This window comes from Neoroseomonas oryzicola, from assembly GCF_012163135.1.
GTDB lineage: Bacteria > Pseudomonadota > Alphaproteobacteria > Acetobacterales > Acetobacteraceae > Neoroseomonas > Neoroseomonas oryzicola.
The window spans coordinates 39,317-61,730 of sequence record NZ_JAAVUP010000008.1 but is presented as its reverse complement, the minus strand read 5'-3'; the positions used below and the strand labels follow the sequence as shown (position 1 = coordinate 61,730).

Annotated in this window: 25 protein-coding genes and 1 tRNA gene; 12 read left to right on the top strand and 14 right to left on the bottom strand. The window is 70.3% G+C overall.

The window, feature by feature from the left end; translation table 11 throughout:
- Positions 1-5 precede the first annotated feature (5 nt).
- The 3 genes from GWK15_RS26610 (at position 6) to GWK15_RS19785 (ending at position 2,753) form a co-directional block, all read left to right on the top strand.
- Positions 6-1,556 carry an ATP-binding protein gene (locus tag GWK15_RS26610; RefSeq protein WP_168043114.1) on the top strand — a complete coding sequence of 517 codons (1,551 nt, stop codon included), beginning with the start codon at positions 6-8 and terminating at the stop codon, positions 1,554-1,556.
- Positions 1,553-2,158 (top strand): response regulator, encoded by a 606-nt coding sequence (locus tag GWK15_RS26605; RefSeq protein ID WP_168043113.1) that lies wholly within the window; start codon positions 1,553-1,555, stop codon positions 2,156-2,158. The genes GWK15_RS26610 and GWK15_RS26605 overlap by 4 nt, the downstream gene beginning before the upstream one ends.
- Positions 2,159-2,264: 106 nt before the next feature.
- Complete coding sequence (locus GWK15_RS19785; protein WP_168043112.1) at positions 2,265-2,753, top strand: GlcG/HbpS family heme-binding protein; 489 nt, start codon at positions 2,265-2,267, stop codon at positions 2,751-2,753.
- Positions 2,754-2,877: 124 nt separating this feature from the next.
- Here the strand turns inward: GWK15_RS19785 and GWK15_RS19780 are convergent, their stop codons facing one another.
- Complete coding sequence (locus GWK15_RS19780) at positions 2,878-3,150, bottom strand: hypothetical protein (RefSeq protein ID WP_168043111.1); 273 nt, start codon at positions 3,148-3,150, stop codon at positions 2,878-2,880.
- Positions 3,151-3,456: 306 nt separating this feature from the next.
- Between GWK15_RS19780 and GWK15_RS19775 the strand changes: the two genes are divergently transcribed.
- The 6 genes from GWK15_RS19775 to GWK15_RS19750 all read left to right on the top strand — a co-directional run bounded on the left by GWK15_RS19775 (position 3,457) and on the right by GWK15_RS19750 (position 8,996).
- Positions 3,457-4,122, top strand: a complete 666-nt coding sequence (locus tag GWK15_RS19775; protein WP_168043110.1) for a hypothetical protein — start codon at positions 3,457-3,459, stop codon at positions 4,120-4,122.
- Between the two features lie 132 nt (positions 4,123-4,254).
- On the top strand, positions 4,255-5,208 hold the full coding sequence (locus GWK15_RS19770; RefSeq protein WP_168043109.1) for a Bug family tripartite tricarboxylate transporter substrate binding protein: 954 nt from the start codon (positions 4,255-4,257) through the stop codon (positions 5,206-5,208).
- Positions 5,209-5,327: 119 nt separating this feature from the next.
- The gene (phbB, locus tag GWK15_RS19765) at positions 5,328-6,050 is read left to right on the top strand and encodes an acetoacetyl-CoA reductase (RefSeq protein WP_168043108.1); all 723 of its coding nucleotides are present in this window, start codon (positions 5,328-5,330) and stop codon (positions 6,048-6,050) included.
- A gap of 53 nt (positions 6,051-6,103) precedes the next feature.
- The gene (locus GWK15_RS19760; protein WP_168043107.1) at positions 6,104-6,706 is read left to right on the top strand and encodes a YciI family protein; all 603 of its coding nucleotides are present in this window, start codon (positions 6,104-6,106) and stop codon (positions 6,704-6,706) included.
- 52 nt (positions 6,707-6,758) lie between these two features.
- Positions 6,759-7,406 (top strand): YciI family protein, encoded by a 648-nt coding sequence (locus GWK15_RS19755; protein WP_168043106.1) that lies wholly within the window; start codon positions 6,759-6,761, stop codon positions 7,404-7,406.
- A 21-nt stretch (positions 7,407-7,427) separates the two neighbouring features.
- The gene (locus GWK15_RS19750) at positions 7,428-8,996 is read left to right on the top strand and encodes a hypothetical protein (RefSeq protein ID WP_168043105.1); all 1,569 of its coding nucleotides are present in this window, start codon (positions 7,428-7,430) and stop codon (positions 8,994-8,996) included.
- Here the strand turns inward: GWK15_RS19750 and GWK15_RS19745 are convergent.
- Both GWK15_RS19745 and GWK15_RS19740 read right to left on the bottom strand, forming a co-directional pair.
- Complete coding sequence (locus GWK15_RS19745; protein WP_168043104.1) at positions 8,980-9,633, bottom strand: CoA transferase subunit B; 654 nt, start codon at positions 9,631-9,633, stop codon at positions 8,980-8,982. The genes GWK15_RS19750 and GWK15_RS19745 overlap by 17 nt on opposite strands.
- Before the next feature lie 13 nt (positions 9,634-9,646).
- Positions 9,647-10,384 (bottom strand): CoA transferase subunit A, encoded by a 738-nt coding sequence (locus GWK15_RS19740; RefSeq protein ID WP_168043103.1) that lies wholly within the window; start codon positions 10,382-10,384, stop codon positions 9,647-9,649.
- A 123-nt stretch (positions 10,385-10,507) separates the two neighbouring features.
- Between GWK15_RS19740 and GWK15_RS19735 the strand changes: the two genes are divergently transcribed.
- Positions 10,508-10,583, top strand: a tRNA-Ala gene (locus tag GWK15_RS19735).
- Positions 10,584-10,707: 124 nt separating this feature from the next.
- Positions 10,708-11,283: a PDDEXK family nuclease gene (locus GWK15_RS19730; protein ID WP_168043102.1), complete on the top strand. Its 576-nt coding sequence runs from the start codon at positions 10,708-10,710 to the stop codon at positions 11,281-11,283.
- A gap of 65 nt (positions 11,284-11,348) precedes the next feature.
- Here GWK15_RS19730 and GWK15_RS19725 read toward each other — a convergent pair whose 3' ends face one another.
- From GWK15_RS19725 to GWK15_RS19700, 6 genes are all read right to left on the bottom strand, one after another.
- A complete protein-coding gene (locus tag GWK15_RS19725) occupies positions 11,349-11,720 on the bottom strand; it encodes a hypothetical protein (RefSeq protein ID WP_168043101.1) in 372 nt (123 codons plus the stop codon).
- Between the two features lie 2 nt (positions 11,721-11,722).
- Positions 11,723-13,621 carry a potassium transporter Kup gene (locus GWK15_RS19720; protein ID WP_338147301.1) on the bottom strand — a complete coding sequence of 633 codons (1,899 nt, stop codon included), beginning with the start codon at positions 13,619-13,621 and terminating at the stop codon, positions 11,723-11,725.
- 130 nt (positions 13,622-13,751) lie between these two features.
- On the bottom strand, positions 13,752-14,549 hold the full coding sequence (locus tag GWK15_RS19715; protein ID WP_168043099.1) for an amino acid ABC transporter ATP-binding protein: 798 nt from the start codon (positions 14,547-14,549) through the stop codon (positions 13,752-13,754).
- A gap of 67 nt (positions 14,550-14,616) precedes the next feature.
- Positions 14,617-15,759 (bottom strand): amino acid ABC transporter permease, encoded by a 1,143-nt coding sequence (locus GWK15_RS19710; protein WP_168043098.1) that lies wholly within the window; start codon positions 15,757-15,759, stop codon positions 14,617-14,619.
- A gap of 10 nt (positions 15,760-15,769) precedes the next feature.
- Positions 15,770-16,972 (bottom strand): amino acid ABC transporter permease, encoded by a 1,203-nt coding sequence (locus tag GWK15_RS19705; RefSeq protein WP_168043097.1) that lies wholly within the window; start codon positions 16,970-16,972, stop codon positions 15,770-15,772.
- A gap of 91 nt (positions 16,973-17,063) precedes the next feature.
- The gene (locus GWK15_RS19700) at positions 17,064-18,068 is read right to left on the bottom strand and encodes an amino acid ABC transporter substrate-binding protein (protein WP_245211778.1); all 1,005 of its coding nucleotides are present in this window, start codon (positions 18,066-18,068) and stop codon (positions 17,064-17,066) included.
- Between the two features lie 255 nt (positions 18,069-18,323).
- Here GWK15_RS19700 and lhpI point away from each other — a divergent pair, with 255 nt between their 5' ends.
- Positions 18,324-19,262: a bifunctional Delta(1)-pyrroline-2-carboxylate/Delta(1)-piperideine-2-carboxylate reductase gene (gene lhpI, locus GWK15_RS19695; RefSeq protein ID WP_168043095.1), complete on the top strand. Its 939-nt coding sequence runs from the start codon at positions 18,324-18,326 to the stop codon at positions 19,260-19,262.
- 12 nt (positions 19,263-19,274) lie between these two features.
- Here lhpI and GWK15_RS19690 read toward each other — a convergent pair whose 3' ends face one another.
- The 5 genes from GWK15_RS19690 to GWK15_RS19670 form a co-directional block, all read right to left on the bottom strand.
- Complete coding sequence (locus GWK15_RS19690) at positions 19,275-20,135, bottom strand: DUF6683 family protein (RefSeq protein ID WP_168043094.1); 861 nt, start codon at positions 20,133-20,135, stop codon at positions 19,275-19,277.
- Between the two features lie 125 nt (positions 20,136-20,260).
- Positions 20,261-20,857, bottom strand: coding sequence for a malonic semialdehyde reductase (locus tag GWK15_RS19685; RefSeq protein ID WP_168043093.1), 597 nt, complete (start codon positions 20,855-20,857; stop codon positions 20,261-20,263).
- Between the two features lie 156 nt (positions 20,858-21,013).
- On the bottom strand, positions 21,014-21,583 hold the full coding sequence (locus GWK15_RS19680) for a NifU family protein (RefSeq protein ID WP_168043092.1): 570 nt from the start codon (positions 21,581-21,583) through the stop codon (positions 21,014-21,016).
- A 152-nt stretch (positions 21,584-21,735) separates the two neighbouring features.
- Positions 21,736-22,029: a 50S ribosomal protein L28 gene (rpmB, locus tag GWK15_RS19675; protein WP_168043091.1), complete on the bottom strand. Its 294-nt coding sequence runs from the start codon at positions 22,027-22,029 to the stop codon at positions 21,736-21,738.
- A 96-nt stretch (positions 22,030-22,125) separates the two neighbouring features.
- Positions 22,126-22,383 carry a hypothetical protein gene (locus GWK15_RS19670; RefSeq protein WP_168043090.1) on the bottom strand — a complete coding sequence of 86 codons (258 nt, stop codon included), beginning with the start codon at positions 22,381-22,383 and terminating at the stop codon, positions 22,126-22,128.
- Positions 22,384-22,414 lie beyond the last annotated feature (31 nt).

Here is a 22,414-nt window from a genome sequence, read left to right as displayed (position 1 = left end):
GCCGCGTGAAGCGGGCGCTGCTGCCGGCCCTGCTGCTGTGGGCCGCCGCGACGCTGGCCTTCGCGGCCGGCGGCACGGCGCTGCGCCGCGCCGATGCCGAGGCGCAACTCCAGGAGGAAGGCCGGCGGCTGCAACGCCTGCTCGCGCAGCGCGCCGACCAGCACGATGCGCATCTGACGGCCATCTCGGCGCTCGCCGTCGGCCTGCCCGTGACGCGGGAGCCGCTGGCGCAACTTGCCGACGGCATCCTGCGCTTCTACCCGCGCGTCCTGGCTGCCGACGTGGCGGCCGTCACGGCCGAGGGGACGCCGGCGCTCGTCTTCACCACGCGGCCCGACTGCGCGGCCGGGACCAATTGCGCCGCCGCCGTCGCACGCGGCGCGGCCGCCGCGATCGATGCGCGGCCGGTGCCCCTGCCGCTCGGACCGGGCCGCTACCGCCTCGCCAAGCGGGTCCGGGATGCCTCCGGCACACGCGCCCTCGCGCTCGAGATCGACGCCGCGCGGCTGCTCGAGGCCGAGGCGGCGACCGGCGAGGCGGCGCCGGGCGCGACGCTGACGCTCTACCTGCCGGACGGGACGCTGCTGCTCGAGCGGGTCGGGGAGGGGCCGGGCGGGCCCTTCGCCACGCGGCTCGCCTTCGCGGCGCCGATCGGCAGCGCGAGCCAGCCCATGCTGCTGCGGCTGGAGCGCCAGCCATCCCTCGTCGCGCTGGTGCCCTGGGGCCTGGTCGCGGGGTTCGGCGCGGCGGCGGCGCTGGTGGTGGCACTCGGCCTCGGCCTGTTGCGGTCCCGACGGGCGGCGCGCGAGGCGCGCAGGCGGGCGGAACTGGGCGAGCAGGCGGCGCGGCTCGCGCATGCGGGGCGGATCAACGCGCTGGGCGAGATGGCCTCGGGCATCGCGCACGAATTGACCCAGCCGCTGACGGCGCTGCTGAGCCAGAGCCAGGCGGCGCTGCGCCTGGCACAGCGGGGCGGGGAGGGCGACGGCGCGCTGCTGGCCGCGGCGTTGGAAGCCAATGTCGCGCAGGCGCGCCGCGCGGGGGACATCCTGGCGCGGTTGCGCGACTGGGCGGCGAACGAGTTGCCGCCGCCCCGGCCGGTGGCGCTGAACGCCATCCTGCGCGGCGTCGCAGCGTTGAATGCGCGGGACATGGAAGCGCGCGGCGTCGAGGTGGAGCTCGACCTGCCCGAGCCGTCGCCGGTCGCCCTGGCCGAGCCGGTGCAGGCGGAGCAGGTGGTCCACAACCTGCTGCGCAACGCGGCCGATGCGCTGGAGGGCAACCCGTCGGGCGCGCCGCGGCGGGTCGGCCTGGTGGCCCGGGCCCTGCCCGGGGGCGGGGCGGAGATCCAGGTGGAGGATACCGGCCCGGGGATCGCGCCCGCGGTGCGAGACCAGCTGTTCGAGCCCTTCTTCACGACCAAGCCCGGCGGCATGGGGCTCGGCCTGCCGCTGTGCCGCACGTTGGTCGAGCGCATGGGCGGCGCCATCGAGGCGGAGGCGGCGCCAGGCGGCGGGGCGCGCTTCGTGGTGCGGCTGGCGGGTGCGGCTGCGTGAGCGCGCCGGTCGTGCACCTCGTCGACGACGACGCGGCGGTGCGCGCGGCGCTCGCGCTCCTGCTGCGGACGGTGGGGATGACGGTCGAGGAGCACGCGGATCCGGCCGCTTTCCTCGCGCGGCTGCCGACCTTGCCGCCGGGCTGCCTGGTGCTGGACCTGCGCATGCCCGTGATGTCGGGGCTGCAGTTGCAGGAAAGGCTGCTCGCAGGCGGGTGCGACTGGCCGTTCATCCTCCTCACAGGCCATGGCGGGCTCGAGGCCTGCCGGCGAGCCTTCAAGGCAGGGGCGGTGGATTTCCTGACCAAGCCGGTCGACGAGGAAGCCCTGATCGAGGCCGTTCAGGCGGGGTTCGCGCGCCTGGACGGCGCGCGCAGCCGCGATGCCGAGCGGGTCGAGGCGCGGGCGCTGCTGGCGCGGCTGACGGCGCGCGAGCGCGAGGTCCTCGCCATGGTCGGCAACGGCCACGCGACCAAGGAGATCGCACGCGCGCTGGACCTTTCCCCGCGCACGGTCGAGACGCACCGGGCGAATATCGCGGCGAAGCTCGGCACGGCGTCGGTCGCCGAGATGGCGCGGGTGGTGCTGCTCGCGCGTCCGTAGCGCTACGGAGGGCGTCCCGTGGCGGTCGCGATACCGCGGGCGCGTGCGGGGCAGCATGGTCCGCCCGGACGCGGCGGCCCTGCCGCGGAAGCCCGAGGGGACGCCCATGACCGCACGCATCACGATCGCTGCCGCCGCCCTGCTGTTCGGCGCCGGAGCCGCCCAGGCGCAGGTGCTGCAGGAGAGGAACATCTCGCTCGCCGCGGCCGTTGCGATCGCGCAGGTGGCCGTCGAGGCCTGCGCCGCGCGCAACTTCAACGTCACCGCGACCGTGGTGGACCGGGCCGGCCTGGTGCGCGCGACGCTGCGCGGCGACCGCGCCGGGCCCCACACTGTCGAATCGAGCGTGCGCAAGGCGTTCACCGCAGCCTCGCTGCGCGGGCCGACCTCGGCGCTGCAGCAGGCGACGATCGACAATCCGGGCGCGCGCAACCTGGTGCACCTGCCGGGCGTGCTTCCCCTCGGTGGCGGCGTGCCGGTCCGTGCGGGCGATGAGGTGATCGGCGGCGTCGGCGTCGGCGGGGCCCCGAGCGGGCAGATCGACGAGGAATGCGCCAATGCCGGGATCGAAGCGGCGCGCGACCGGCTGCGCTGAGTCCCGGATCGTCTTCCGATCCAGCGTCGTCGGGCCGCAAGACGCGCGCGGCGCGTGGGCGGGCCCCGCACAGGTCGGGTGACGGCGCCCGGCCGGACCTTCGTGTCCGGCCGGGCGTGCCATTTCACGCGGCGCGCCGCGCCTCTGCCCCGCCGCGCAGATCGATGACGCCGACCACCTGGGCGATGTTCCCGGCGACAAGATGGACCATGCCCGCCGGCATGGCCTCGAGCGCGATCTCCACGCGGACGCATTCGCCCTCGCGTCGGGCGAGGACGAGGTCGGCGACGAGGTCGCGCTTGGCGAGCGGTTGCAGCAGGCGGGCAAGCAGGCCGGGCGAGGCTTCCGCGAGCACGTGGAAGCGCGCGGGGACGTGGCTGTCGGAAAAATCGGTCATGGCGATCAGGGTGTCCGGAAGGGAGTAGCCGGGCGGCGGAAGGCGAACGGCCGGCGACGCGCCCGCCCGGGGCGCAGCCTCAGTCGGCCGTGCCGGTAATTCGCTCCGCGTGGTGCCGGACCCTGGACATAACTGACACGATAGCAGGGCGCCGTACGTTTCGCCAGAGCAGGGGATTGGCGAACCATTCCACAAATGGTAAAGAATCTATCTAGTCAGACTAAAAAATGAGAGGTATCTAGCATTTTGTGTGTGACCGCATGCCAGGGGCAGCGGTCCGTCCGCTGGAGTCGAGGAGCCCGCCAGATGCCGTCCGTCCCCGCCCATCGCCGCGCAGCCGTCGTGCCCGCGCTGCTCGGCCTGATGCTGCTCAGTGGCTGCGGCACCTACCATATCCGGGCGGACTCCTCGGCGCTCGACGGGCAGCAGAAGCCCCAGGAGTGGAACGGGACGATCACCATCTCCTCCGATCCGACCGGCGCGCGCTGCACCGTGACGCGCGACAACGCGCAGGTCGCCGAGATCGCCTCGACGCCGGGCAATGTCCAACTGGCCCGTGGCAACAGCCCGGCCACGGTGAGTTGCACCGCCGCCGGCCACATGCCGACGACCGAGACGCTCCGTCCGCTGCGCGACTTCGGCCTGCACCATCACCAGCCGACCGGGCCGAACGGCATCGTCCAGGGCCGCATCGACATCGAGACCGGCCGCGTCCGCCGCTTCTACGATACGACCGTCGCCCTGCCGCCGGCCTCCTTCGCATCGGCCGCCGATCGCGATGCCTGGTTCGCGTCCCGCGCCCAGGCGATCCGCACCTACTGGACGCTGCACATCGGCCGCGCCGAGCGCAATTCGGACGCGACCATCGACACCGCGCAGACGCTGCGCGGCTACATGGATGCCGACCTCGCCGCGCTCGACCGCCAGAAGGCGGCCGCCGTCATCGCCGCGCCCGCCCGCCGCGGCCGCTGAGCCCCCCCCCGCCGTCCGGGGCTGCCGGGGCCCCGGACGTGCAGGGTGAGGGCGTGACGTGCGACAGGCCGCTGCCGCGCCGTCGCGAAATGGTCTAGACCGGGAGCGCAACCAGCGACCGGGAGCTTCGCCTTGCGCCGCCGACACCTTCTCGCCGCCGCGCTGCTTGCGCGGCCGGCCTTCGCGCAATCCTACCCCGGCCCCGTCCGGCTGATCGTCCCCTTCGCGACCGGCGGCACCACCGACATCATCGCGCGGTTGATCGCCGAGGAGATGGGCCGGCGCCTCGGCACCGTCGTCATCGTCGAGAACAGGCCCGGCGCGGGGGCGACGCTCGGCACCGGTCTCGTCGCGCGCGCGGCGCCGGACGGGACGACGCTGCTCGTCTCGACCATCTCGGGCATGGCGGTGGGGAACACGCTCTACCGCGACCGCATCCAGTGGGATGCCGACCGGGACTTCGCGCATATCGCGACGATCCTCGGCACGCCCTACCTCCTGCTGGTCAATCCGCAGACGCCCTATCGCACGCTCGCGGAGTATGTGGACGCATCGAAGCGCCCGCCGGGGCTTGCCTTCGCGACGAGCGGCATCGGCTCGGTGCCGCACCTCGTCGGTTTGCGCCTGGCGCAGGCGGCGGGATTCGAGCTGCAGCACATCCCCTATCGCGGCGGCGCGCAGGCCGCGACGGACGCGATCGCGGGCGTCGTGCCCTCGGTGATGGACAGCCTGACGGCGGCTTCCGCCTACATCCGGGCAGGGCAGCTGCGGGTCCTCGCCTTCACGACGCGCGAGCGCCTGCCGGACTTCCCCGATGTGCCGACCTTCGTCGAAGCTGGCTATCCGGACATCGTCGCCGATGGCTGGGCGGGCATAGCGGCGCCGGCGGGCACGCCGCGCGCGCTGCAGGAACGGCTGGCCGCGGCGATCCGCGAGGCGATGGCCGCGCCGCAGGTGGCCCGGCGCTACCAGGAGACGGTGACGCAGCCGGGGCGGCTCTTCCTCGATGACGCGCAGGCCTTCGTGCGCGCCGAGATCGCCGCCTGGGCGCCGGTGGTGCGCGCTTCGGGTGCGACGCCGGGCTGAGCGGCGATTTCGCGCTGGCGCGCGTCGCGGCGGTGGGTTTTGATCCCCGTCAAGGACCGCGGCGCGCCTGATGGACGAAATGGCCGTGGACCGAGAACTTGCACAGGGAGAGACCAGTCATGGCACGCGTCGCACTCGTTACCGGAGGCCAGCGCGGCATCGGCGCTGCGATCAGTGAGGCCCTGCAGGCCGCCGGCCGAAAGGTCGTCGCGTCCTATGCCGGCAACGACGCCGCGGCCGAGGCCTTCACCAAGCGAACGGGCATTCCCTGCTACAAGTTCGACGTTGCGGACTACGAATCCTGCACCGCCGCGCTGAAGCAGATCGAACAGGAGGTCGGCCCGGTCGAGGTGCTGGTGAACAACGCCGGCATCACCCGCGACGCGACCATGAAGCGCCTGTCGCGCGACATGTGGGACGCGGTGATCGATACGAACCTCGGCTCCTGCTACAACATGTGCAAGCTGGTCTGGGACGGGATGACGGCGAAGAAGTTCGGCCGCATCGTCAACATCGGCTCGGTCAACGGCCAGGCGGGCCAGTACGGCCAGGTGAACTACGCCGCGGCCAAGTCGGGCATCCACGGCTTCACCAAGGCGCTCGCGCAGGAAGGCGCGCGGTCGCAGATCACGGTGAATGCGATCGCGCCAGGCTATGTGGACACCGAGATGGTGCGCGCCGTGCCGCCGGACGTGCTCGAGAAGATCGTCGCGCGCATTCCGATGGGGCGCCTTGGCCGTGCCTATGACATCGCGCGCGGCGTGGTGTTCCTGACCGCGGACGACGCGGACTTCATCACGGGATCCACGCTGTCGATCAACGGTGGGCAGCACATGTACTGATCGTGGCGGCAGGGGCCGCGCTGCGCGGCGCCCGCCCCGGATCCGTTCCTGGCATGACGGCGTGCGACGAGGCTGGGATCAGGGCCCACGGCATCCTGGCCTTCGACGGCGCGGATCCGTCGCGCCGCGCGGCCGCACGCGACAGGCACATCGCCGCCATCGGCCGCTTCGCGGCGGACGGGACGTTGCTGCTCGGGCTGCCGTTGCATTCGCCGGAAGGACGGTCGCGCGGTTCGCTGATGATCATCGCCGCGGGCGACGAGGCCGGCGTTGTTGCGTATCTGGCGCGCGAGCCCTTCGCGGCGGAGGGCGTATGGCAGGAGATCGCCTGCCGTCCCATCCGCATCCCGGCGCTCCCCTTCAGGCCCTGGCCGGCCATGGAGTCGCCGATGCCGTCGGGGCGAGGGCACACCATCCTGGTCGCGGAGGGTGAGGCCGGCGTGCAGCGGCTCGGGCCATCGGCCGCGGCAGGGACCTTGTGCTTCGCGGCCGAGACGCTGGATGCGCCGGGTGCCATCCTGGTGACGGCGCATGGCGGGGATGCGGCGGCGCTGAGCTGGGTGGCGAGCGAACCGTCGCTCGCTGCGTGCCGCTGGACGCCGCACGCGACCGTGTTCCGCCCGCTGCCGTATCATCCGCTGCCCGGCATGCGCTGACGGCGCGCGCGGCACGTGGCAGTCTGACACGACGGAATTGCGGAGGACGCGCATGGGCTACGCCATCATCGCCTGGGACGGGCCGGATCCCGAGCGCCGCATGGCGGTGCGCGACCGGCACCTTGCCGTCATCACGCGCTGGGCCGCGGATGGGCGCCTCGCGCTCGGCGTGCCGCTCTTCACGCCGGAGTGGAAGCCGGCGGGGTCGCTGATGGTGCTCGAGGTGCCGGACAAGGCGGGGCTCGACGCCTATCTCGCCGAGGAGCCCTTCGCGGTGGAGGGCGTCTGGGCGCGTTGGACGGCGCACTCCTTCCGCATCGCGCCGCTGCCATATCGGCCGCTGCCGCAGCCCGGGGAGCCGATCGCGGCCAGCCGGACGCATACGGTGATCGTGGCGATGGACGGGACGGATGCGGCCGCACCGGCACGGCGCGCAGCAGTGCGGGAGCAGCACCTGGCGCGTGTGGTGCCGGCGGCGAAGGACGGGACGCTGGCGCTGGGCGGGGCGATCCTGGACGACGCCGGGGGGATGCGCGGGTCGATCGCGGTGACGCGGCATGCGAGCGATGAGGCTGCGCGGGCTTGGATGGCGGAGGATCCGTACGTGACGGGCGGGGTGTGGCAGGATATCGCGCTGCATGGGACGCGGTTTGCGCCGTTGCCGTACCAAGACCTACCCAGCAGAGCTGAGCTAACTTGAGCTCTGTATACCGCACGAATCATGAGGCGATTAACGGCCACGAGCCTTGTGCTCTCCCTTGTTGCGCTCGGCGTTCCATTCTTCGTTGTGGCGATCCCGCCAGTGGTGGACTTTCCGAACCACCTAGCGCGCATGTGGCTCATTTCCGGCGGTGTGCGCCAACCTCCGCTGGACGCGATGTATGCTGTCGAATGGAGCCGGGCAGTCACGAATATTGGTATTGACGTGGTTGCGGGGTTGCTAGGACCCGCGATCGGCGCGGATGTTCTGGCGCGCGTTATGCTTGCGCTGTCCTTGCTTGTTCCGGTGATGGGCGGGCTCGCCCTGGCGTATGCAGTCTCGGGCCGGCTGCATCCGCTCATGCTCGCGATCCCGCTTTGGGCGTGGCATACGTGCTTCAACCTCGGTTTCATGAATCAGCAGATCGCGGTTGGATTGGCGCTGCTGGCGGCGGTCGCGGAACGCTTCTTGCCGAGTAGCGTCGGTCGCATTGGCCTGCGTGTGATGGCAGCGCTCCTGATTGCGATTATCCATCCGTTTGGGGCGGTCGCGCATGCCGCCACGCTGACAGGTCTCGCCTTAGGTCCGGGGCTGAGGTGGTGGTCGCGGCTTCCACAGGCGGCACTTGCGGCCTCAATTCCAGTTCTCACCACGGCAGCGCTGCTATTCGCGTCGGCGGCGCCGAAGTTTACCAATGGTGGCGAGGGCCCTCGCGGTACACTGCAATGGATCGGGGCTGTCGGAAAGATCGGCACTGCGTTGAGCTACTTCGTCAGCTATTTTCCGGCCGTCGAGTCCCTGTGCGGTATTGGCTTCCTGGGCGCGCTCTTGCTTGCGATCCGCCGCGGTGCAATCAAACGGCACCACGGCTTGGCGGTGGTGGCAGGATCCCTTGCACTGCTTGCGCTGATAGCCCCGAGCAGGATCGGAAGCACAATGCAGGTGGATATCCGGTTTGCCACGCTTGCGGGGCTTCTATTTGTGTCCGCGCTCACGCCGGTTGTTACTTCCTTCAGCCTGCGCTGGGGCGGAGTGGCCGCGATGCTTGGGCTCGCTGCCGTTCTGCGTACGGCGGCCATTACTGCGACGTGGCTTGAAGCGCGCAATGACTTGCGGAGCATAGCTGTGGCCCTCGAGGCAGTGCCGCCAGGGGCTCGCATCCTTGTTGCGCTGGAACCGGCGCAGCAGTTCGAATGGTTTCCAAAGAACCCATGGCGCAGTGCCGGCTTCCAGAGTACGGCGCTCCACTACGGCGCACTTGCCGTCCCGTGGCGCCGAAGCTTTACGCCCCTCGTCTTCAGCGAGGCCGGAAAGCAGCCACTGCGCGTGCTGCCGCCATATGATCGGCTCTCGATTCCAGGCGGAGGCCTGCCGCCGCTGGTCGCGCTGGACGACCCAGACGCACCGAAGGTGCCGGAGTTCGGCTATCTGCGGCAGTGGCGCCGGGATTTCGACTTCGTGCTTCAGATCAATGCCGAAGCAGGAGTTCTCATCCCGCCCGGCCTTGACTTGACACGAGACGAAGGCTTCGCACGGTTGTTCCGGGTGCCGCGCGATCAATCACGCGGGGCGGTTACGCCGCCTCCCTGACGCCCACCTCGAACCCCGCCTCCGTCTTCTCCCGCATCTCCTCGAGGCTCACCCCCGGCGCGAGTTCCGTCAGCACGATCCGCTCCGGCCCCTTGCGCGCGATCTCGAACACGCCGAGGTCGGTGATCACCATGTCCACCACGCGCGCGCCGGTCAGCGGCAGGGTGCAGGACTTCAGCAGCTTGGGCTTGCCGCCGGCGGTGTGCTCCATCAGCACGATCACCTTCTTCACGCCCGCCACCAGGTCCATCGCGCCGCCCATCCCCTTCACCATCTTGCCGGGGATCATCCAGTTCGCGAGGTCCCCGTTCGCGGCCACCTGCAGCGCGCCGAGGATGGAGAGGTCGATATGCCCGCCGCGGATCATCCCGAAGGACTGGGCGGAATCGAAGAAGGAGGACGTCGGCAACTGCGTGATCGTCTGCTTGCCGGCGTTGATCAGGTCCGCGTCCTCCTCGCCCTCATAGGGAAACGGGCCGAGGCCGAGCATGCCGTTCTCGCTCTGCAGCTGAACGTTCATGCCGGCGGGCACGTGGTTCGCCACCAGCGTCGGGATGCCGATGCCGAGGTTCACGTAGAAGCCGTCCTGCAGTTCGCGGGCGGCACGCGCCGCCATCTCGTCGCGGTTCCAGGCCATGTGCGTCTTCTCCTTACCGCGGGAGGTGGTCGGGGCCGGCGGCGGCGGCGGCGTGCTTGCGCACGGTGCGCTGCTCGATCCGCTTCTCGTAGCCGGCGGGGCAGGCGATCATCCGCTTCACGAAGATGCCCGGCGTGTGGATGTGGTCGGCATCGATCTCGCCCGCGCGGACCAAGTGCTCGACCTGCGCGACCGTCACCTTTGCCGCCGTCGCCATCATCGGATTGAAATTCCGCGCCGTCTTCCGATAGACGAGGTTGCCTTCGGCATCGCCCATGTAGGCATGCACGATGGCGAGGTCGGCGAAGATGCCGCGTTCCATCACGTAGGTCTCGCCGTCGAACTCGCGCGTCTCCTTGCCCTTCGCGACCTCGGTGCCGACGCCGGTCTTGGTGAAGAAGGCGGGGATGCCGGCGCCGCCGGCGCGGATGCGCTCGGCCAGCGTGCCCTGCGGGTTGAACTCGATCTCGAGCTCCCCGGCCAGGTACTGGCGGGCGAATTCCGCATTCTCGCCGACATAGGAGGAGATCATCTTGCGGATCTGCCGCGTCTTGAGCAGCAGGCCGAGCCCCGCATCGTCGATGCCGGCATTGTTCGACACGACGGTGAGGTCCTTCACCCCTGATTCGCGGATCGCCTCGATCAGCAGGGAAGGGATGCCGCAGAGGCCGAAGCCGCCGGAATGGATCACCATGCCGTCGCGCAGGACGCCGGCCAGTGCTGCCTTGGCGTCAGGATAGACCTTGCCCATGGGTACTCCCCGATCACGAACCGTGAGGACTTCTCCCTACCGTCCCGCGCGCTGCGCCGAAAGGGGTTCATGCCCCCCTTGCGGGGTTCGGCGGCGGGGGTTATACGGCGCGCCTCTTCCCGGGGGGCCATAGCTCAGTTGGGAGAGCGCTTGAATGGCATTCAAGAGGTCAGGGGTTCGACTCCCCTTGGCTCCACCAAGTTTTCCGCCGGTTTCCGAGTGATCGGGACCGGCGGTTTGCTTTTTGGACCCTGATCCGATCCTGCGCCAAAATCCGACACGACCGACGCCGGGCGACGGCGCCGCGCGAGGGGGTGGTCCGCATGCGTTATCTTGCGACCCAGTTCATGCGGGACGAGGACGAGGTCGTGGTCGACTCCGCGGCCTGGGACGCGCTGTTTGTCGCGCACCGCAACGCCATCCAGCGGATCGACAACCCTCGGGGGAGCGGCGCGCTCACGCTTCGTCGGCCGGAGGCAGGCATCGCCAACGATCCGGCCTGGCTCCGCGCGCGCTTCGTGCGCCATCTGCTCCATGACGAGGGCATCCGCGCCGTGACGGAGGGCTCGGGTGGCTTCGATGTCCTTGCCGAGACCGAGGACGGGATGACCACCGCCTTCGACTGGGCCGCCGGCGACCTCGGCGGCCTGCGCCGCAGCGTCGCGGCGATGGCCGCAGCGTTCCGGCACGGGACCATCCGGGCGGGAATCCTGATCATCCCAAGCGCCGAGCTGAAGGAATTGCTCGACCTTCCCGACCGGGCGACGACCGCAGAAGCGATGCAGGCCTGGGGCGAGGTGGCCGACGGCATCGCGCGCGGCACCTTCGGTCTGACCATCGTCGAGCACGACGGCCACACGAACGCCCCCGCAGTTCCGCCGCTTGCCCTTCCGGCCTGAGGCGTTGGCCAAGGCCGACAGAGGTCGCGCGCGCCGCCCCGGGGCTCCCCAAGGACTTCCGGCGGTCAGGCGATTCCGACGACGCGATAGGTGAACTGCCGGCCGTCCGGCTCCGTCACCGTCACGTGCTCGCCGGGTCGCACCGGATCCGGGCCGCAGTCGAAGCCGGTTTCCGGTGCGTCCGGGCCTTCGGCGACGCGGCCGAAGAAGCGAATCGACCAGCCATGGTCAGGGTCGTGCTGCACGTCGCCCTGCTCAGGCTCGGCGCCCGGCACGATGCGCCGCGCCCGCCACGGCTCGGGATCGGCCGCCCAGGCGTCGGCATCCGGGTGGCCGCCGGCGTCGAGCACGAGGCCGATCTCGTAGCGATGCTCCGGGCTGCCCTCCGGGAAGCCGGGCCCGGCCGCGAGGGCGAGGAGGACCGTCACCGTCGTCATGGTCAGATCGCCACCCGCACCCCGAGTTCCACCACGCGGTCGGAGGGGATGCGGAAGAATTCCGTCGCCGGCACGGCGTTGCGGGACATGATGGTGAAGAGCCACTGGCGCCAATGGGACATCTTCGGCACCGCCGCGGCGACGACGGTCTCGCGCCCCAGGAAGTAGGAGGTCTGCATCGGCTCGAAGGCGATGCCGATGTCGCGCAGGGATTCGAGCTCCTTGGGGATGTTCGGGCTCTCCTGGAAGCCGTAGCGCAGGGAGACGCGGTGGATGTCTGGGGCAAGCTCCTCGACCGTGCGCCGGCGATCGGGCGGCACGACGGGAATGCCCTCGTTCGTCACCGTCACGAACAGCACGCGCTCGTGCAGGACCTTGTTGTGCTTGAGGTTGTGCAGCAGCGCCCCGGGCAGGAAATCGGCCTGGCTGGTCATGAACACCGCCATGCCGGGCACGCGCACGGTGCGCGACTGCGGCAGGCGGGCGATGAAGGACTTGAGCGGTAGGCCGTCCTGGCGGAACCGGGCGAAGAGCAACTCCCGGCCGCGGTGCCAGGTCGTCATCATGGCAAAGAGGCCGGCGCCCAGCACCAGCGGGACATAGCCGCCCTGCGGGATCTTCAGCACGTTCGACAGGAAGAACAGCAGGTCGAGCAACAGCAGCGGGCCGAACACCCCGATGACCAGCGGCCAGGCCCAGCCGAACTGCCGGCGGAAGACCAGCAGCGCGAGGCAGGAGGTGCAGACGAAGGTCCCCGTCACCGCGATGCCGTAGGCCGCCGCCAGGTTGTCCGAGTTGTGGAAGGACAGCACCAGGATGACCACGCCGATCAGCAGCAGGATGTTGACCTGGGGCATGTAGATCTGCCCTTCCTCGGTCTCGCTGGTGTGCTTGACCTCGAGCCGGGGGATGAAGCCCAGCTGCACGCATTGCCGCGCGATCGTGTAGGCGCCCGAGATCATCGCCTGGCTCGCGATGATGGTCGCCGCGGTCGCCAGGATCACCATCGGCAGGCGGAACCATTCCGGGGCGAGCAGGTAGAAGGGGTTTTCCAGCGCCTCCGGAACGCGCAGGACCAGGGCGCCCTGGCCGAGGTAGTTCAGCGTCAGCGACGGCAGCACCAGCCACAGCCAGGCCCAGCGGATCGGGCGGCGGCCGAAATGGCCCATGTCGGCATAGAGCGCCTCCGCCCCAGTTACGGCCAAGACAACGGAGCCGAAGGCGATGAAGGCCGCGAACCGGTAAGCGAGGCAGAACTGAATCGCGTAGTGCGGCGACAGCGCCGCCAACACGGACGGGTTGTGGACGATCTCGACGATGCCGAGGATGCCCAACGTCCCGAACCAGGCCGCGCAGACGGGACCGAAGACGGCGCCCATGCTGCCGGTGCCCCGGAACTGCACCAGGAAGAGCGCCAGCAGGATCACCAGCGCGATCGGGATTACCATGTGGTCGAAGGCGTCGGAGACGACCTTCAGACCCTCCACCGCCGACAGCACCGAGATCGCCGGCGTGATGATGCCGTCGCCGAAGAACAGGCAGGCGCCGGTGATCCCGATCAGCGCGACGAACCACTTCGCGCGTTCGCCTTCTACCGTTCGCTGCGCCAGCGCCATCAAGGCGAGGATGCCGCCTTCGCCGCGATTGTCCGCCTGCAGGATGAAGACGACGTACTTCACCGTGACGGTGAGGATCAGCGACCAGATGATGAGGCTGAGGACGCCGAGGATCTCCCAGCGCTCGAGCCCGTCGTCGCTGAAATGGAGCAGTGCGGCGCGAAGGGCGTAGAGCGGCGAGGTGCCGATGTCGCCGTAGACGACGCCTAGGACGCCGAGGATGAGGGCCGGGGTGAGCGCCTGGCGGGCGGGAGAATGGGCCTGGTCGGTGGCAGGAGCGGTCACGGGGCCTCGCGGCGGTGCAACATCGGCGCGATTGATAGGCACACCGGCGCGACCGCCGCAATCCTGCCGCAAAGAGGTTGATGCGCGGCCGGCATGAAGGCGGCGGGCGCCGGGCCCGCCGCCCCGGTCATCAGTGACCCCGCAGGATCTGGCTGAGGAAGAGCTTCAGGCGCTCGGTCTTGGGGTCGTTGAACACTTCCTCGGGCGTGCCCGATTCCACCACCTCGCCCCGGTCCATGAAGACCACGCGGTCGGCGACCTGGCGGGCGAAGCCCATCTCGTGCGTCACGCAGATCATGGTCATGCCTTCGGCCGCGAGCATGACCATTGTGTCGAGCACCTCCTTGATCATCTCGGGGTCGAGGGCCGAGGTCGGCTCGTCGAACAGCATGATCTTGGGCTTCATGCACAGAGCGCGCGCGATGGCCACGCGCTGCTGCTGCCCGCCCGAGAGCTGGCCGGGATACTTCTTCGCCTGCTCCGGGATGCGCACACGGGTCAGGTATTCCATGGCCAGTTCCTCGGCCTGCTTCTTCGGCATCTTCCGCACCCAGATCGGCGCCAGGGTGCAATTCTCGAGGATGGTGAGGTGCGGGAAGAGGTTGAAGGACTGGAACACCATCCCGACGTCGCGGCGGATGGCGTCGAGCGCGCGGACATCGTCCGACAGCTCGATCCCATCCACCAGGATCCTGCCTTCCTGGTGGGTCTCCAGCCGGTTGATGCAGCGGATCATGGTGGACTTGCCGGAGCCCGAGGGCCCGCAGACCACCACACGTTCGCCGGTGGCGACCTGCAGGTCGACGTCCCTCAGGACGTGCAGGGCGCCGAACCACTTGTTCACCTTGTCGAGCACGATCGCCGGCGGGGCGTCGGTGCGCATGGCGGAAGCGACATGGACTTCCGTCGGTTCGATGGCTGCACTCATGCGGTCACGTGTCCCAGATCGTTGAACGTTGCGCCCAGGGGGCGGGTGTCGTCGGTCATGGCGGGGCTCACCGGCGGCGGTGGCGGTTCAGTTCCGCCTCCAGCCCCTGGCTGTACTTCGACATGGCGAAGCAGAAGCAGAGGTAGATCAGGCCGACGAAGACGTAGACCTCGACGCCGAAGCCCTGCCAGGAGGGTTCGACGATCGCGGTCTTGCCTGCCGTCAGCAGGTCGAAGATGCCGATGATCAGCACCAGCGAGGTGTCCTTGAAGAAGCCGATGAAGGTGTTGACCAGCGGCGGGATCACCAGCCGCAGCGCCTGCGGCAGGATGATGAAGCCGGTCTTCTGCCAGTAGGACAGGCCCATCGCGTCGGCCGCCTCGTACTGGCCCTTCGGCAGCGCCTGCAGGCCGCCGCGCACGACCTCGGCCAGGTAGGCGCCGGCGAAGAGCGTGATGGCGATCTGCGCGCGCAGCAGCTTGTCGATGTTCATGCCTTCCGGGAGGAAGAGCGGGAACATGACGGAGGCCATGAAGAGCAGCGAGATCAGCGGCACGCCGCGGATCAACTCGACATACAGCACGCAGAGCACCTTGATCGCCGGCAGGCTCGACCGCCGCCCCAGCGCCACCAGGATCGACAGCGGGAAGGCGAGGGCGAGGCCGAAGGTCGCGAGGATCAGGGTGATCGGCAGGCCGCCCCAGCGCTCCTGCGGGACATAGGGCAGGCCAAGGATGCCGCCCCACATCAGGATGCCGATCGTGGTCAGCGTGCCGATCCAGATCGGGATCAGCGTCCAGTTCCAGAAGCGCCGCATCGAGGAGACGATGTAGAGCGCGACGAACAGCAGGCAGACGATCGCCGGCCGCCAGTGCTGCTCGTAGGGGTAGGTGCCGAAGAGCATGAAGCGGTGCTTCTCGGTCACCACGGCCCAGCAGGCGCCGCTGCCATGAAGATCGCGGCAAGCCTGGGTCTGCGCCACGCCGGTCGGCGAGATGGGCACCGACCAGATGGCGTTGATGAAGGCCCAGTCCACGAAGCCCATGACGGCGCGGACGATCAGGTAGCCCAGCGCCAGCGTGACGGCGGTGGATAGCCAGCCCGAGAACAGGTTGGCCCGCAGCCAGGCGATCGGGCCGACCGCGGTGAGCGGGGCGCTCCGCGGCGGGCTCGACGGCAGTGCGGGCGTGTTTGCGGTGATGTCGCTCATGGCCGGGCCCTCACCGTTCCACCAACGCGATCTTCGCGTTGTACCAGTTCATGAAGAGGCTGATCGAAAGGCTGATGGTCAGGTAGACGAGCATGATGATGGCGATGCCCTCGATCGCCTGGCCCGTCTGGTTCAGCGTGGTGTTCGCGATGCTGACGATGTCCTGGTAGCCGATGGCGACCGCGAGGGAGGAGTTCTTCGTCAGGTTCAGGTAGTTCGACGTCATCGGCGGGATGATGACGCGCAGCGCCTGCGGCAGCACGATGAGCCGGAGCAGCTGGCCGTGGCGAAGGCCGAGCGCCTGCGCCGCTTCCCATTGGCCGAGGTTCACCGACAGGATGCCGGCACGGACCACCTCGGCGATGAAGCCGGCGGTGTAGGTAACGAGGCCGATGAGCAGCGCGGCGTATTCGGGGCTGATCGACATGCCGCCGCGGAAGTTGAAGCCGCGCAGCGCCGGCCAGTCGACCTGCCACGGCGCGCCCATCACCTGCCAGGTCAGCACCGGCAGGCCGAGGATCAGGGCGATGGCCGCCGGCCAGATCTTGCGCGGCTGCCCGTCGGCCATCTGCTTCGCCCGCGCCGAGCGCGCATAGAGCCAGGTGAGAACGATGCCGGCGATGCAGGCGACCAGCGCCGCGGTATGCGCCGGTTCCCAGACCAGGGCGGGCACCTTGAAGCCGCGGTTCGACAGGAACACGCCCTCGATGGGCTGCATCGCCTGCCGCGGGCCGGGCAGGCCCTGCATGATCGTGTACCAGAACAGCAGCTGCAGCAGCAGCGGCAGGTCGCGGATCACCTCGACGTAGAAGGCCGCGATCTTGGAGACCAGGAAGTTCTTCGACAGCCGCGCGATGCCGATGGCGGTGCCGAGGAAGGTGGCGAGCACGATCCCGACCACCGCCACCTTCAGCGTGTTCAGCACGCCGACGACGAGGGCGCGGAAATAGGTGTCGGTCGGCTCGTAGGAAATGAGGCTTTCGGCGATCGGCAGCCCTGCTTCGCGGTTGAGGAAGCCGAAGCCGGTGGCGATGCGCCGGACCTCGAGGTTGTGGACCGTGTTGGACCACAGCCACCAGATGATCGAACCGATGATGCCGACCACGAGGATCTGCCAGACGATGCCGCGGATCCGCTCATCGGCCCAGGACAGGCGGATCGGCCGTTTGGGCGGTTTGCGACGGAAGCGGGGGTCGGCGGTCGCGTCGGACATCAGGTTGAGCCTCACCAGGATCTTGTTGCCCGCCGGACCGGCGGGAGAATGCGGCGGGGCGGGGGGTGCCCCCGCCCCGCGGTTCAGGACATCAGCGGAAGGGCGGCGCGTACTGCAGGCCGCCCGCGGCCGGCCACAGGGCGTTCGGGCCGCGCTGGATGCCGATCGGCGTCAGGCTGCGCTCGAACATCTGGCCGTAGTTCCCCAGCCGCGTGACGATGTTCACCATGAAGGCGTTGTCGACGCCGAGCATCCGCCCGAGGTCGCCCGTGCGGCCGATCAGGCGCTGCACGTCGGGGCGCGCGTCGCCCGCCGCCTGGCCGATGTTCTGGCTGGTCAGACCGAGTTCCTCGGCGGTCACCAGGCCGAAATGGATCCAGCGCACGAGATCGGCGAAGCGCTGGTCGCCGTGGCGCACGGCCGGGCCGAGCGGCTCCTTGCTGATCACGTCGGGCAGGATGACGTGCTCGGCCGGGCGCGGCTGCACCGAGCGCGTGGCGGCGAGGCCCGAGACGTCCGTCGTATAGGCGTCGCAGCGGCCGGCGAGGTAGGCGTTCACCACTTCCTCGAGCCGCTCGATCACCACCGGCTGGAACTGGATGCGGTTGGCGCGCGCCCAGTCGGTCAGGTTCTGCTCAGTGGTGGTGCCGGGCTGCACGCAGATGGTGGCGCCGTTAAGCTCGCTCGCGCTCCGCACGCCGAGGCTCGCCTTCACCATGAAGCCCTGACCGTCATAGAAGGTGATGGCCGGGAAATCGAAGCCAAGCGAGGTGTCGCGCGACAGGGTCCAGGTCGTGTTGCGTGCGAGCATGTCGACCTCGCCCGACTGCAGCGCCGTGAAGCGGTTCTGCGCCGTGGTCGGGACGTAGCGGACCTTGTCCGGATCGTTGAACAGCGCGATGGCGACCGCGCGGCAATAGTCGACGTCGAAGCCGCGCCACACGCCCTGGCTGTCCGGCTGGGCGAAGCCCGCGAGGCCGGTGTTCACGCCGCAGATCAGCGTGCCGCGCGCGCGGATGGCATCCATGGTGGGCGAGGAACCGCCGGCCGCGGGTTGCTGCGCGGCGGCGGGCATCGCGACGGCCGCGGCGATCATCGCCGCGCCGATCGCCCGCAGGAAGCCGGGCCGTGAAATCTGATGCACTTTCAGTCTCCCTTGTCTTCCAGCCCGTCCAATCGTCCCGGCGGGCCGGCGTTCCATCTCCCGAGGGTCCATGCTGCGCTACGGCCGGGCGCGGATCAACGCGCATCGCACGCTCCGCCCCCTTTCGACGCCCCCTCGGGCGGGCGGGCCTAGCAAAGGACGGGCCGGAAAGGCAAACCGTTCCTCCCTGCCGGAGACCGACCGAGGATGCTGCAACTGGACCGCGAGGCGGTGCGCGCCGCCCTGCCCTGGGACGCCCTGATCGAGGCCTTGGAGGCCATGTTCCGGGACGGCTGCGAGGCGCCGCTGCGCCACCGCCATGCGATGCCGGGCGGCGAGGGGATCGAGAACACCCTGCTGCTGATGCCCGCCTGGCGGGCCGGCGGCCATACGGGCGTCAAGATCGTGCATGTGGCGCCCGGAAACGCGGCACTGGGGCTGCCCGCGGTGCATGCGGCCTACCTGCTCTCCGACGCCGTGACGGGCGCGCCGCTCGCGCTGATGGACGGGGGGGAGCTGACCGACCGGCGGACCGCGGCGGCAAGCCTGCTGGCGGCGCGCTACCTTGCGCGCCAGGACTCCTCGCGGCTGCTGCTGCTGGGCAGCGGCAAGGTCGCGCGCGCCCTGGCCGAGGGCTACGCCGCGCGCTTCCCGCTCCGCGACATCCGGGTCTGGTCGCCGACGGCGGCGAACGCCACGCGCCTCGCCGCCGCGCTCGCCGACGAAGGGCTGCCGGCGCGCGCCGTGGAGCGGCCGGATCCGGCGGGGGCGGATATCGTTTCCGCGGCGACGCTCGCGACCGCCGCCCTGGTGCGCGGGGCGGATGTGGCGCCGGGGACGCATGTCGACCTGATCGGCGCCTACCGGCGCGACATGCGGGAGGCCGACGGGGCGCTGCTCGCCCGAGCGACCGTGGTCGTCGACACGCGCACGGGTGCCCTGGCCGAGGCCGGCGACATCGTGCAGGCGATCGCCGAGGGCGCGATCACCGAGGCGGCCGTGGTGGCCGAACTGGCCGATCTGTGCCGGGGGACGCACCCGGGGCGGCGCTCTGCCGGGGAGATCACGCTGTTCAAGTCGGTCGGCTGGGCGGGCGAGGACCTCGCCGCGGCGATCCTCGCGTATCGACGGCAGGGCGCCGCCTGACGCCCTGCCGCGTCAGCGGGCCTGGAAGCCCGCCGGGGTCAGCGCATAGCGGCGCAGGTCGATGCCCTGCTGCTGGGCGACCGTGGCCGCGACCTCGGCGCGGAAGGCGCTGAGGGCGGCGACGTTGCCCGCCGCGCGCAGGTCGTTGGCGCGGGCGGCGGCGGCCATGGCGTAGAAGGCGAGCGTCTCGGCCGTCGCCTGGCGCTCGGCCTCGGACTGACGGGCGAGCGGGGAGTTGCCGGCCAGCATCTGCCGCGCCTGGCCACGCACGGCGGCGATGCCGGCGCGCTGCGTGGTCGCGTCGCCGCCGGTCGCGACCTCCCAGGCGATGAGGTAGAAGGCCGCCACGACGTCGGCGAGATCCCGCGGATTGTAGCCGTGCTGGGTGAGCAGCCGGTCGAATTCCTGCCACGGCGCACCGGATTCGACCGCCTGGCGCAGCCCCGCCGGGTTCGGGCTGGAGGGCAGCGCCGCGGCCAGGACCTGCTGGCGCACACGCTGCGAGATGGCGGGGTCCGCACGGAAGGCCGTCGGGCTCGCCGACGGCATGGCCGCCGCGCCCGGGCGTGCGAGCGGCACCGGCTTTCCGGTGGTCGCCATCGGCTGCGGTGCGGTGGCGGCAGCGGGCTTGGCGGCAGGCCCCGTCACGGCCGCCGGGGCCGCGGGCGGAGGAGGCGCCTGCTGCGGGGCCGTCGTGGTGCCCGGGAACAGCCGCAGCCCCGCGCCGATTGCCGCGCTGCCGTCTGCGCCGAGCCCGCCCAGCCCGAAGCCGCCGACCGCAGGGCTCTCGGGCCCGGCCTTCTGGGCCAGCGCCGGGGCCGCATGGGCGACCAGGGCCAGCATCATCGCCTGTCGAAGGAAGCGCCGAGACATTCCCGTGTCACCCGTGCTGCCGAACGCGAGGCCCTACAATCGGATGGCGGGGGCCGCGGTTCAAGCAATGCGCGGGCGGCGCCCTGAAACGCTTCGGGGCGCCGTCGCCGGCGCCCCGCCGCGGTTCACTCGAAGCGCGCGGCTTCCTCGAAGTCGAGGCGCGGGTTGCGCGGGAAGAGGCCCTCCGGGTCGCCATAGCCGAGGTTGATCAGGAAGTTCGTCTTCCAGTTGGTGCCCTGGAAGAAGGCCTCGTCGACCTTGGCCGCGTCGAAGCCGCTCATCGGGCCGGCATCGAGGCCGAGCGCGCGGGCGGCGAGGATCAGGTAGGCGCCCTGCAGCGAGCCGTTCCGGAACGCGGTCTGCTCGGCGAAGGACAGGCTGCCGGTGAACCAGTTCTTCGCATCCGGCGCATGCGGGAAAAGCTTCGGCAGATGGTCGTAGAAATGCAGGTCGTGCGCCACGATGACGGTGACCGGCGCGTTCATCGTCTTCTCGAGATTGCCGGCCGACAGGGCGGGCTTCAGCTTCGCCTTGCCTTCCGGCGTGCGCACGAAGACGAAGCGGCCGGGCGAGGCGTTGGCCGAGGTCGGCGCGAACTTCAGCAGGTCGTACAATTCGCGCAGCTTCGCGTCCGGAACCGGGCGGTCCTGCCACTTGTTGTGGGTGCGGGCCTCGCGGAAGAGCTGATCGAGCGCGCGATCGTCGAGGGTCTCGGTGGCCATGTTCACATCCATGTCGGGGTTCCTGCGGAAGGAGTATCGCTGTGCCCTCGATATGGCGGCCAGGCCCGGGATGGCCAGGGCGCGCCGCGAATGGCCGCGATCATCAAAAAGAATGACGCGCCCGGCCGCAGGGCCCGGGCGCGCCGGACGCCGCGATCAGGCCTCGACCTGCTCCACGGCCACCACTTCCGGGACGTAGTGGCGCAGCATGTTCTCGACGCCGTGCTTCAGCGTGGCGCGGGAGGAGGGGCAGCCCGAACAGGCGCCCTGCATCCGCAGCTTCACGATGCCGTCGCGGAAGCCGCGGAAGACGATGTCCCCGCCGTCGCCGGCCACCGCGGGGCGCACGCGCGTGTCGAGCAGTTCCTTGATCTGCGCGACGACCTCCTGGTCGGCGGCCTCGAAATCCTCGCCGTGCTCGCCATCGGCCTCGCCGTCTTCCATGACGGGCAGGCCGGACAGGTAGTGTTCCATGATGGCGCCCAGCACGCGGGGGCGCAGCAGCACCCAGTCGGCGTCCTCGGCCTTGGTCACGGTGACGAAGTCGGCGCCGAGGAAGACGCGCGCGACCTCGCCCACCTGGAAGACGCGCTCGGCAAGCGGGGAGCGGCCGGCGGCGTCGCCGGGGGCGGTGAAATCCGCCGTGCCGCGGTCGCCGAGCACATCCCGCCCGGGCAGGAATTTCAGCGTGGCGGGGTTCGGGGTCGCTTCGGTTTCGATGAACATGGCGGCGTTCCGCGGCTGTCGTTGATTCCCGACCTATGTGGTCCGGAATCGGGCCGGGCGCAACAGGCCGGTCCCGGCGGGGCGTCCAGGCATGAAAAAAGGCGGCCGCCCCTGGAGGCGCCGCCCTTCCATCCGCCCGCAGGCGGCGCGGTTCAGGCCGCCTTCTTGGCCTGGGCGCGCTCGATCCGGCGCTTCAGGGTCACGGCCTCGGCCGCCAGCTTGCGGTCGGGGGTGCCGAGCAGGAAGGCATCGAGGCCGCCATTGTGCTCCACGGTGCGGATGCCCGTGGTGGACAGGCGGATCTTCACCTGGGTGCCGAGCACGTCGGACCAGAACGAGGTCTCCTGCAGGTTCGGCAGGAAGCGCCGGCGGGTCTTGTTGTTGGCGTGGCTGACGTTGTTGCCCGTCAGGACGCCCTTGCCGGTGATGCCGCAGCGGCGGGCCATGGTGGTATTCCCGAAACGATCATGGCGCGCGGAAGGACTCCCGCACGCGGGTGGAACCGAGGAAGGCGCGGCTTTTGACCCAGCCGGGCCGCCACGTCAAGCCTGGGGTGGCTGGCTCTGCCGTGCCTCGGCCAGTTCGCCATTCTCGACTGAGGCCAGGGCATTGCGCAGCACGGCCGCCACCGACCGGTCGTCCATGGTCCGGGCGAGCAGGCCGAGCGCCCCGCCGAGCAGGGCGGACGCGATGGAGATCGGCGCGATGCGCTGCTCCATCATGTACTCGATCGCCTTGTCCACGACCGAGCCGGCGTGGCTCAGATCCTCCGGGGCCATGCCCGAGGGGTCCTGTTGCATGCCGTGTTCTCCTTGTTTCCTGAAGGCAGAT

Coding starts and splice junctions, on each gene's coding strand:
- GWK15_RS19785 (WP_168043112.1), top strand. CDS start 2,265: ATGACCGCACGCATCACGATCGCTGCCGCCGCCCTGCTGTTCGGCGCC.
- GWK15_RS19780 (WP_168043111.1), bottom strand. CDS start 3,150: ATGACCGATTTTTCCGACAGCCACGTCCCCGCGCGCTTCCACGTGCTC.
- GWK15_RS19775 (WP_168043110.1), top strand. CDS start 3,457: ATGCCGTCCGTCCCCGCCCATCGCCGCGCAGCCGTCGTGCCCGCGCTG.
- phbB (WP_168043108.1), top strand. CDS start 5,328: ATGGCACGCGTCGCACTCGTTACCGGAGGCCAGCGCGGCATCGGCGCT.
- GWK15_RS19760 (WP_168043107.1), top strand. CDS start 6,104: ATGACGGCGTGCGACGAGGCTGGGATCAGGGCCCACGGCATCCTGGCC.
- GWK15_RS19755 (WP_168043106.1), top strand. CDS start 6,759: ATGGGCTACGCCATCATCGCCTGGGACGGGCCGGATCCCGAGCGCCGC.
- GWK15_RS19750 (WP_168043105.1), top strand. CDS start 7,428: ATGAGGCGATTAACGGCCACGAGCCTTGTGCTCTCCCTTGTTGCGCTC.
- GWK15_RS19745 (WP_168043104.1), bottom strand. CDS start 9,633: ATGGCCTGGAACCGCGACGAGATGGCGGCGCGTGCCGCCCGCGAACTG.
- GWK15_RS19740 (WP_168043103.1), bottom strand. CDS start 10,384: ATGGGCAAGGTCTATCCTGACGCCAAGGCAGCACTGGCCGGCGTCCTG.
- GWK15_RS19730 (WP_168043102.1), top strand. CDS start 10,708: ATGCGTTATCTTGCGACCCAGTTCATGCGGGACGAGGACGAGGTCGTG.
- GWK15_RS19725 (WP_168043101.1), bottom strand. CDS start 11,720: ATGACGACGGTGACGGTCCTCCTCGCCCTCGCGGCCGGGCCCGGCTTC.
- GWK15_RS19715 (WP_168043099.1), bottom strand. CDS start 14,549: ATGAGTGCAGCCATCGAACCGACGGAAGTCCATGTCGCTTCCGCCATG.
- GWK15_RS19710 (WP_168043098.1), bottom strand. CDS start 15,759: ATGAGCGACATCACCGCAAACACGCCCGCACTGCCGTCGAGCCCGCCG.
- GWK15_RS19705 (WP_168043097.1), bottom strand. CDS start 16,972: ATGTCCGACGCGACCGCCGACCCCCGCTTCCGTCGCAAACCGCCCAAA.
- GWK15_RS19700 (WP_245211778.1), bottom strand. CDS start 18,068: ATGATCGCCGCGGCCGTCGCGATGCCCGCCGCCGCGCAGCAACCCGCG.
- lhpI (WP_168043095.1), top strand. CDS start 18,324: ATGCTGCAACTGGACCGCGAGGCGGTGCGCGCCGCCCTGCCCTGGGAC.
- GWK15_RS19690 (WP_168043094.1), bottom strand. CDS start 20,135: ATGTCTCGGCGCTTCCTTCGACAGGCGATGATGCTGGCCCTGGTCGCC.
- GWK15_RS19685 (WP_168043093.1), bottom strand. CDS start 20,857: ATGGCCACCGAGACCCTCGACGATCGCGCGCTCGATCAGCTCTTCCGC.
- GWK15_RS19680 (WP_168043092.1), bottom strand. CDS start 21,583: ATGTTCATCGAAACCGAAGCGACCCCGAACCCCGCCACGCTGAAATTC.
- rpmB (WP_168043091.1), bottom strand. CDS start 22,029: ATGGCCCGCCGCTGCGGCATCACCGGCAAGGGCGTCCTGACGGGCAAC.
- GWK15_RS19670 (WP_168043090.1), bottom strand. CDS start 22,383: ATGCAACAGGACCCCTCGGGCATGGCCCCGGAGGATCTGAGCCACGCC.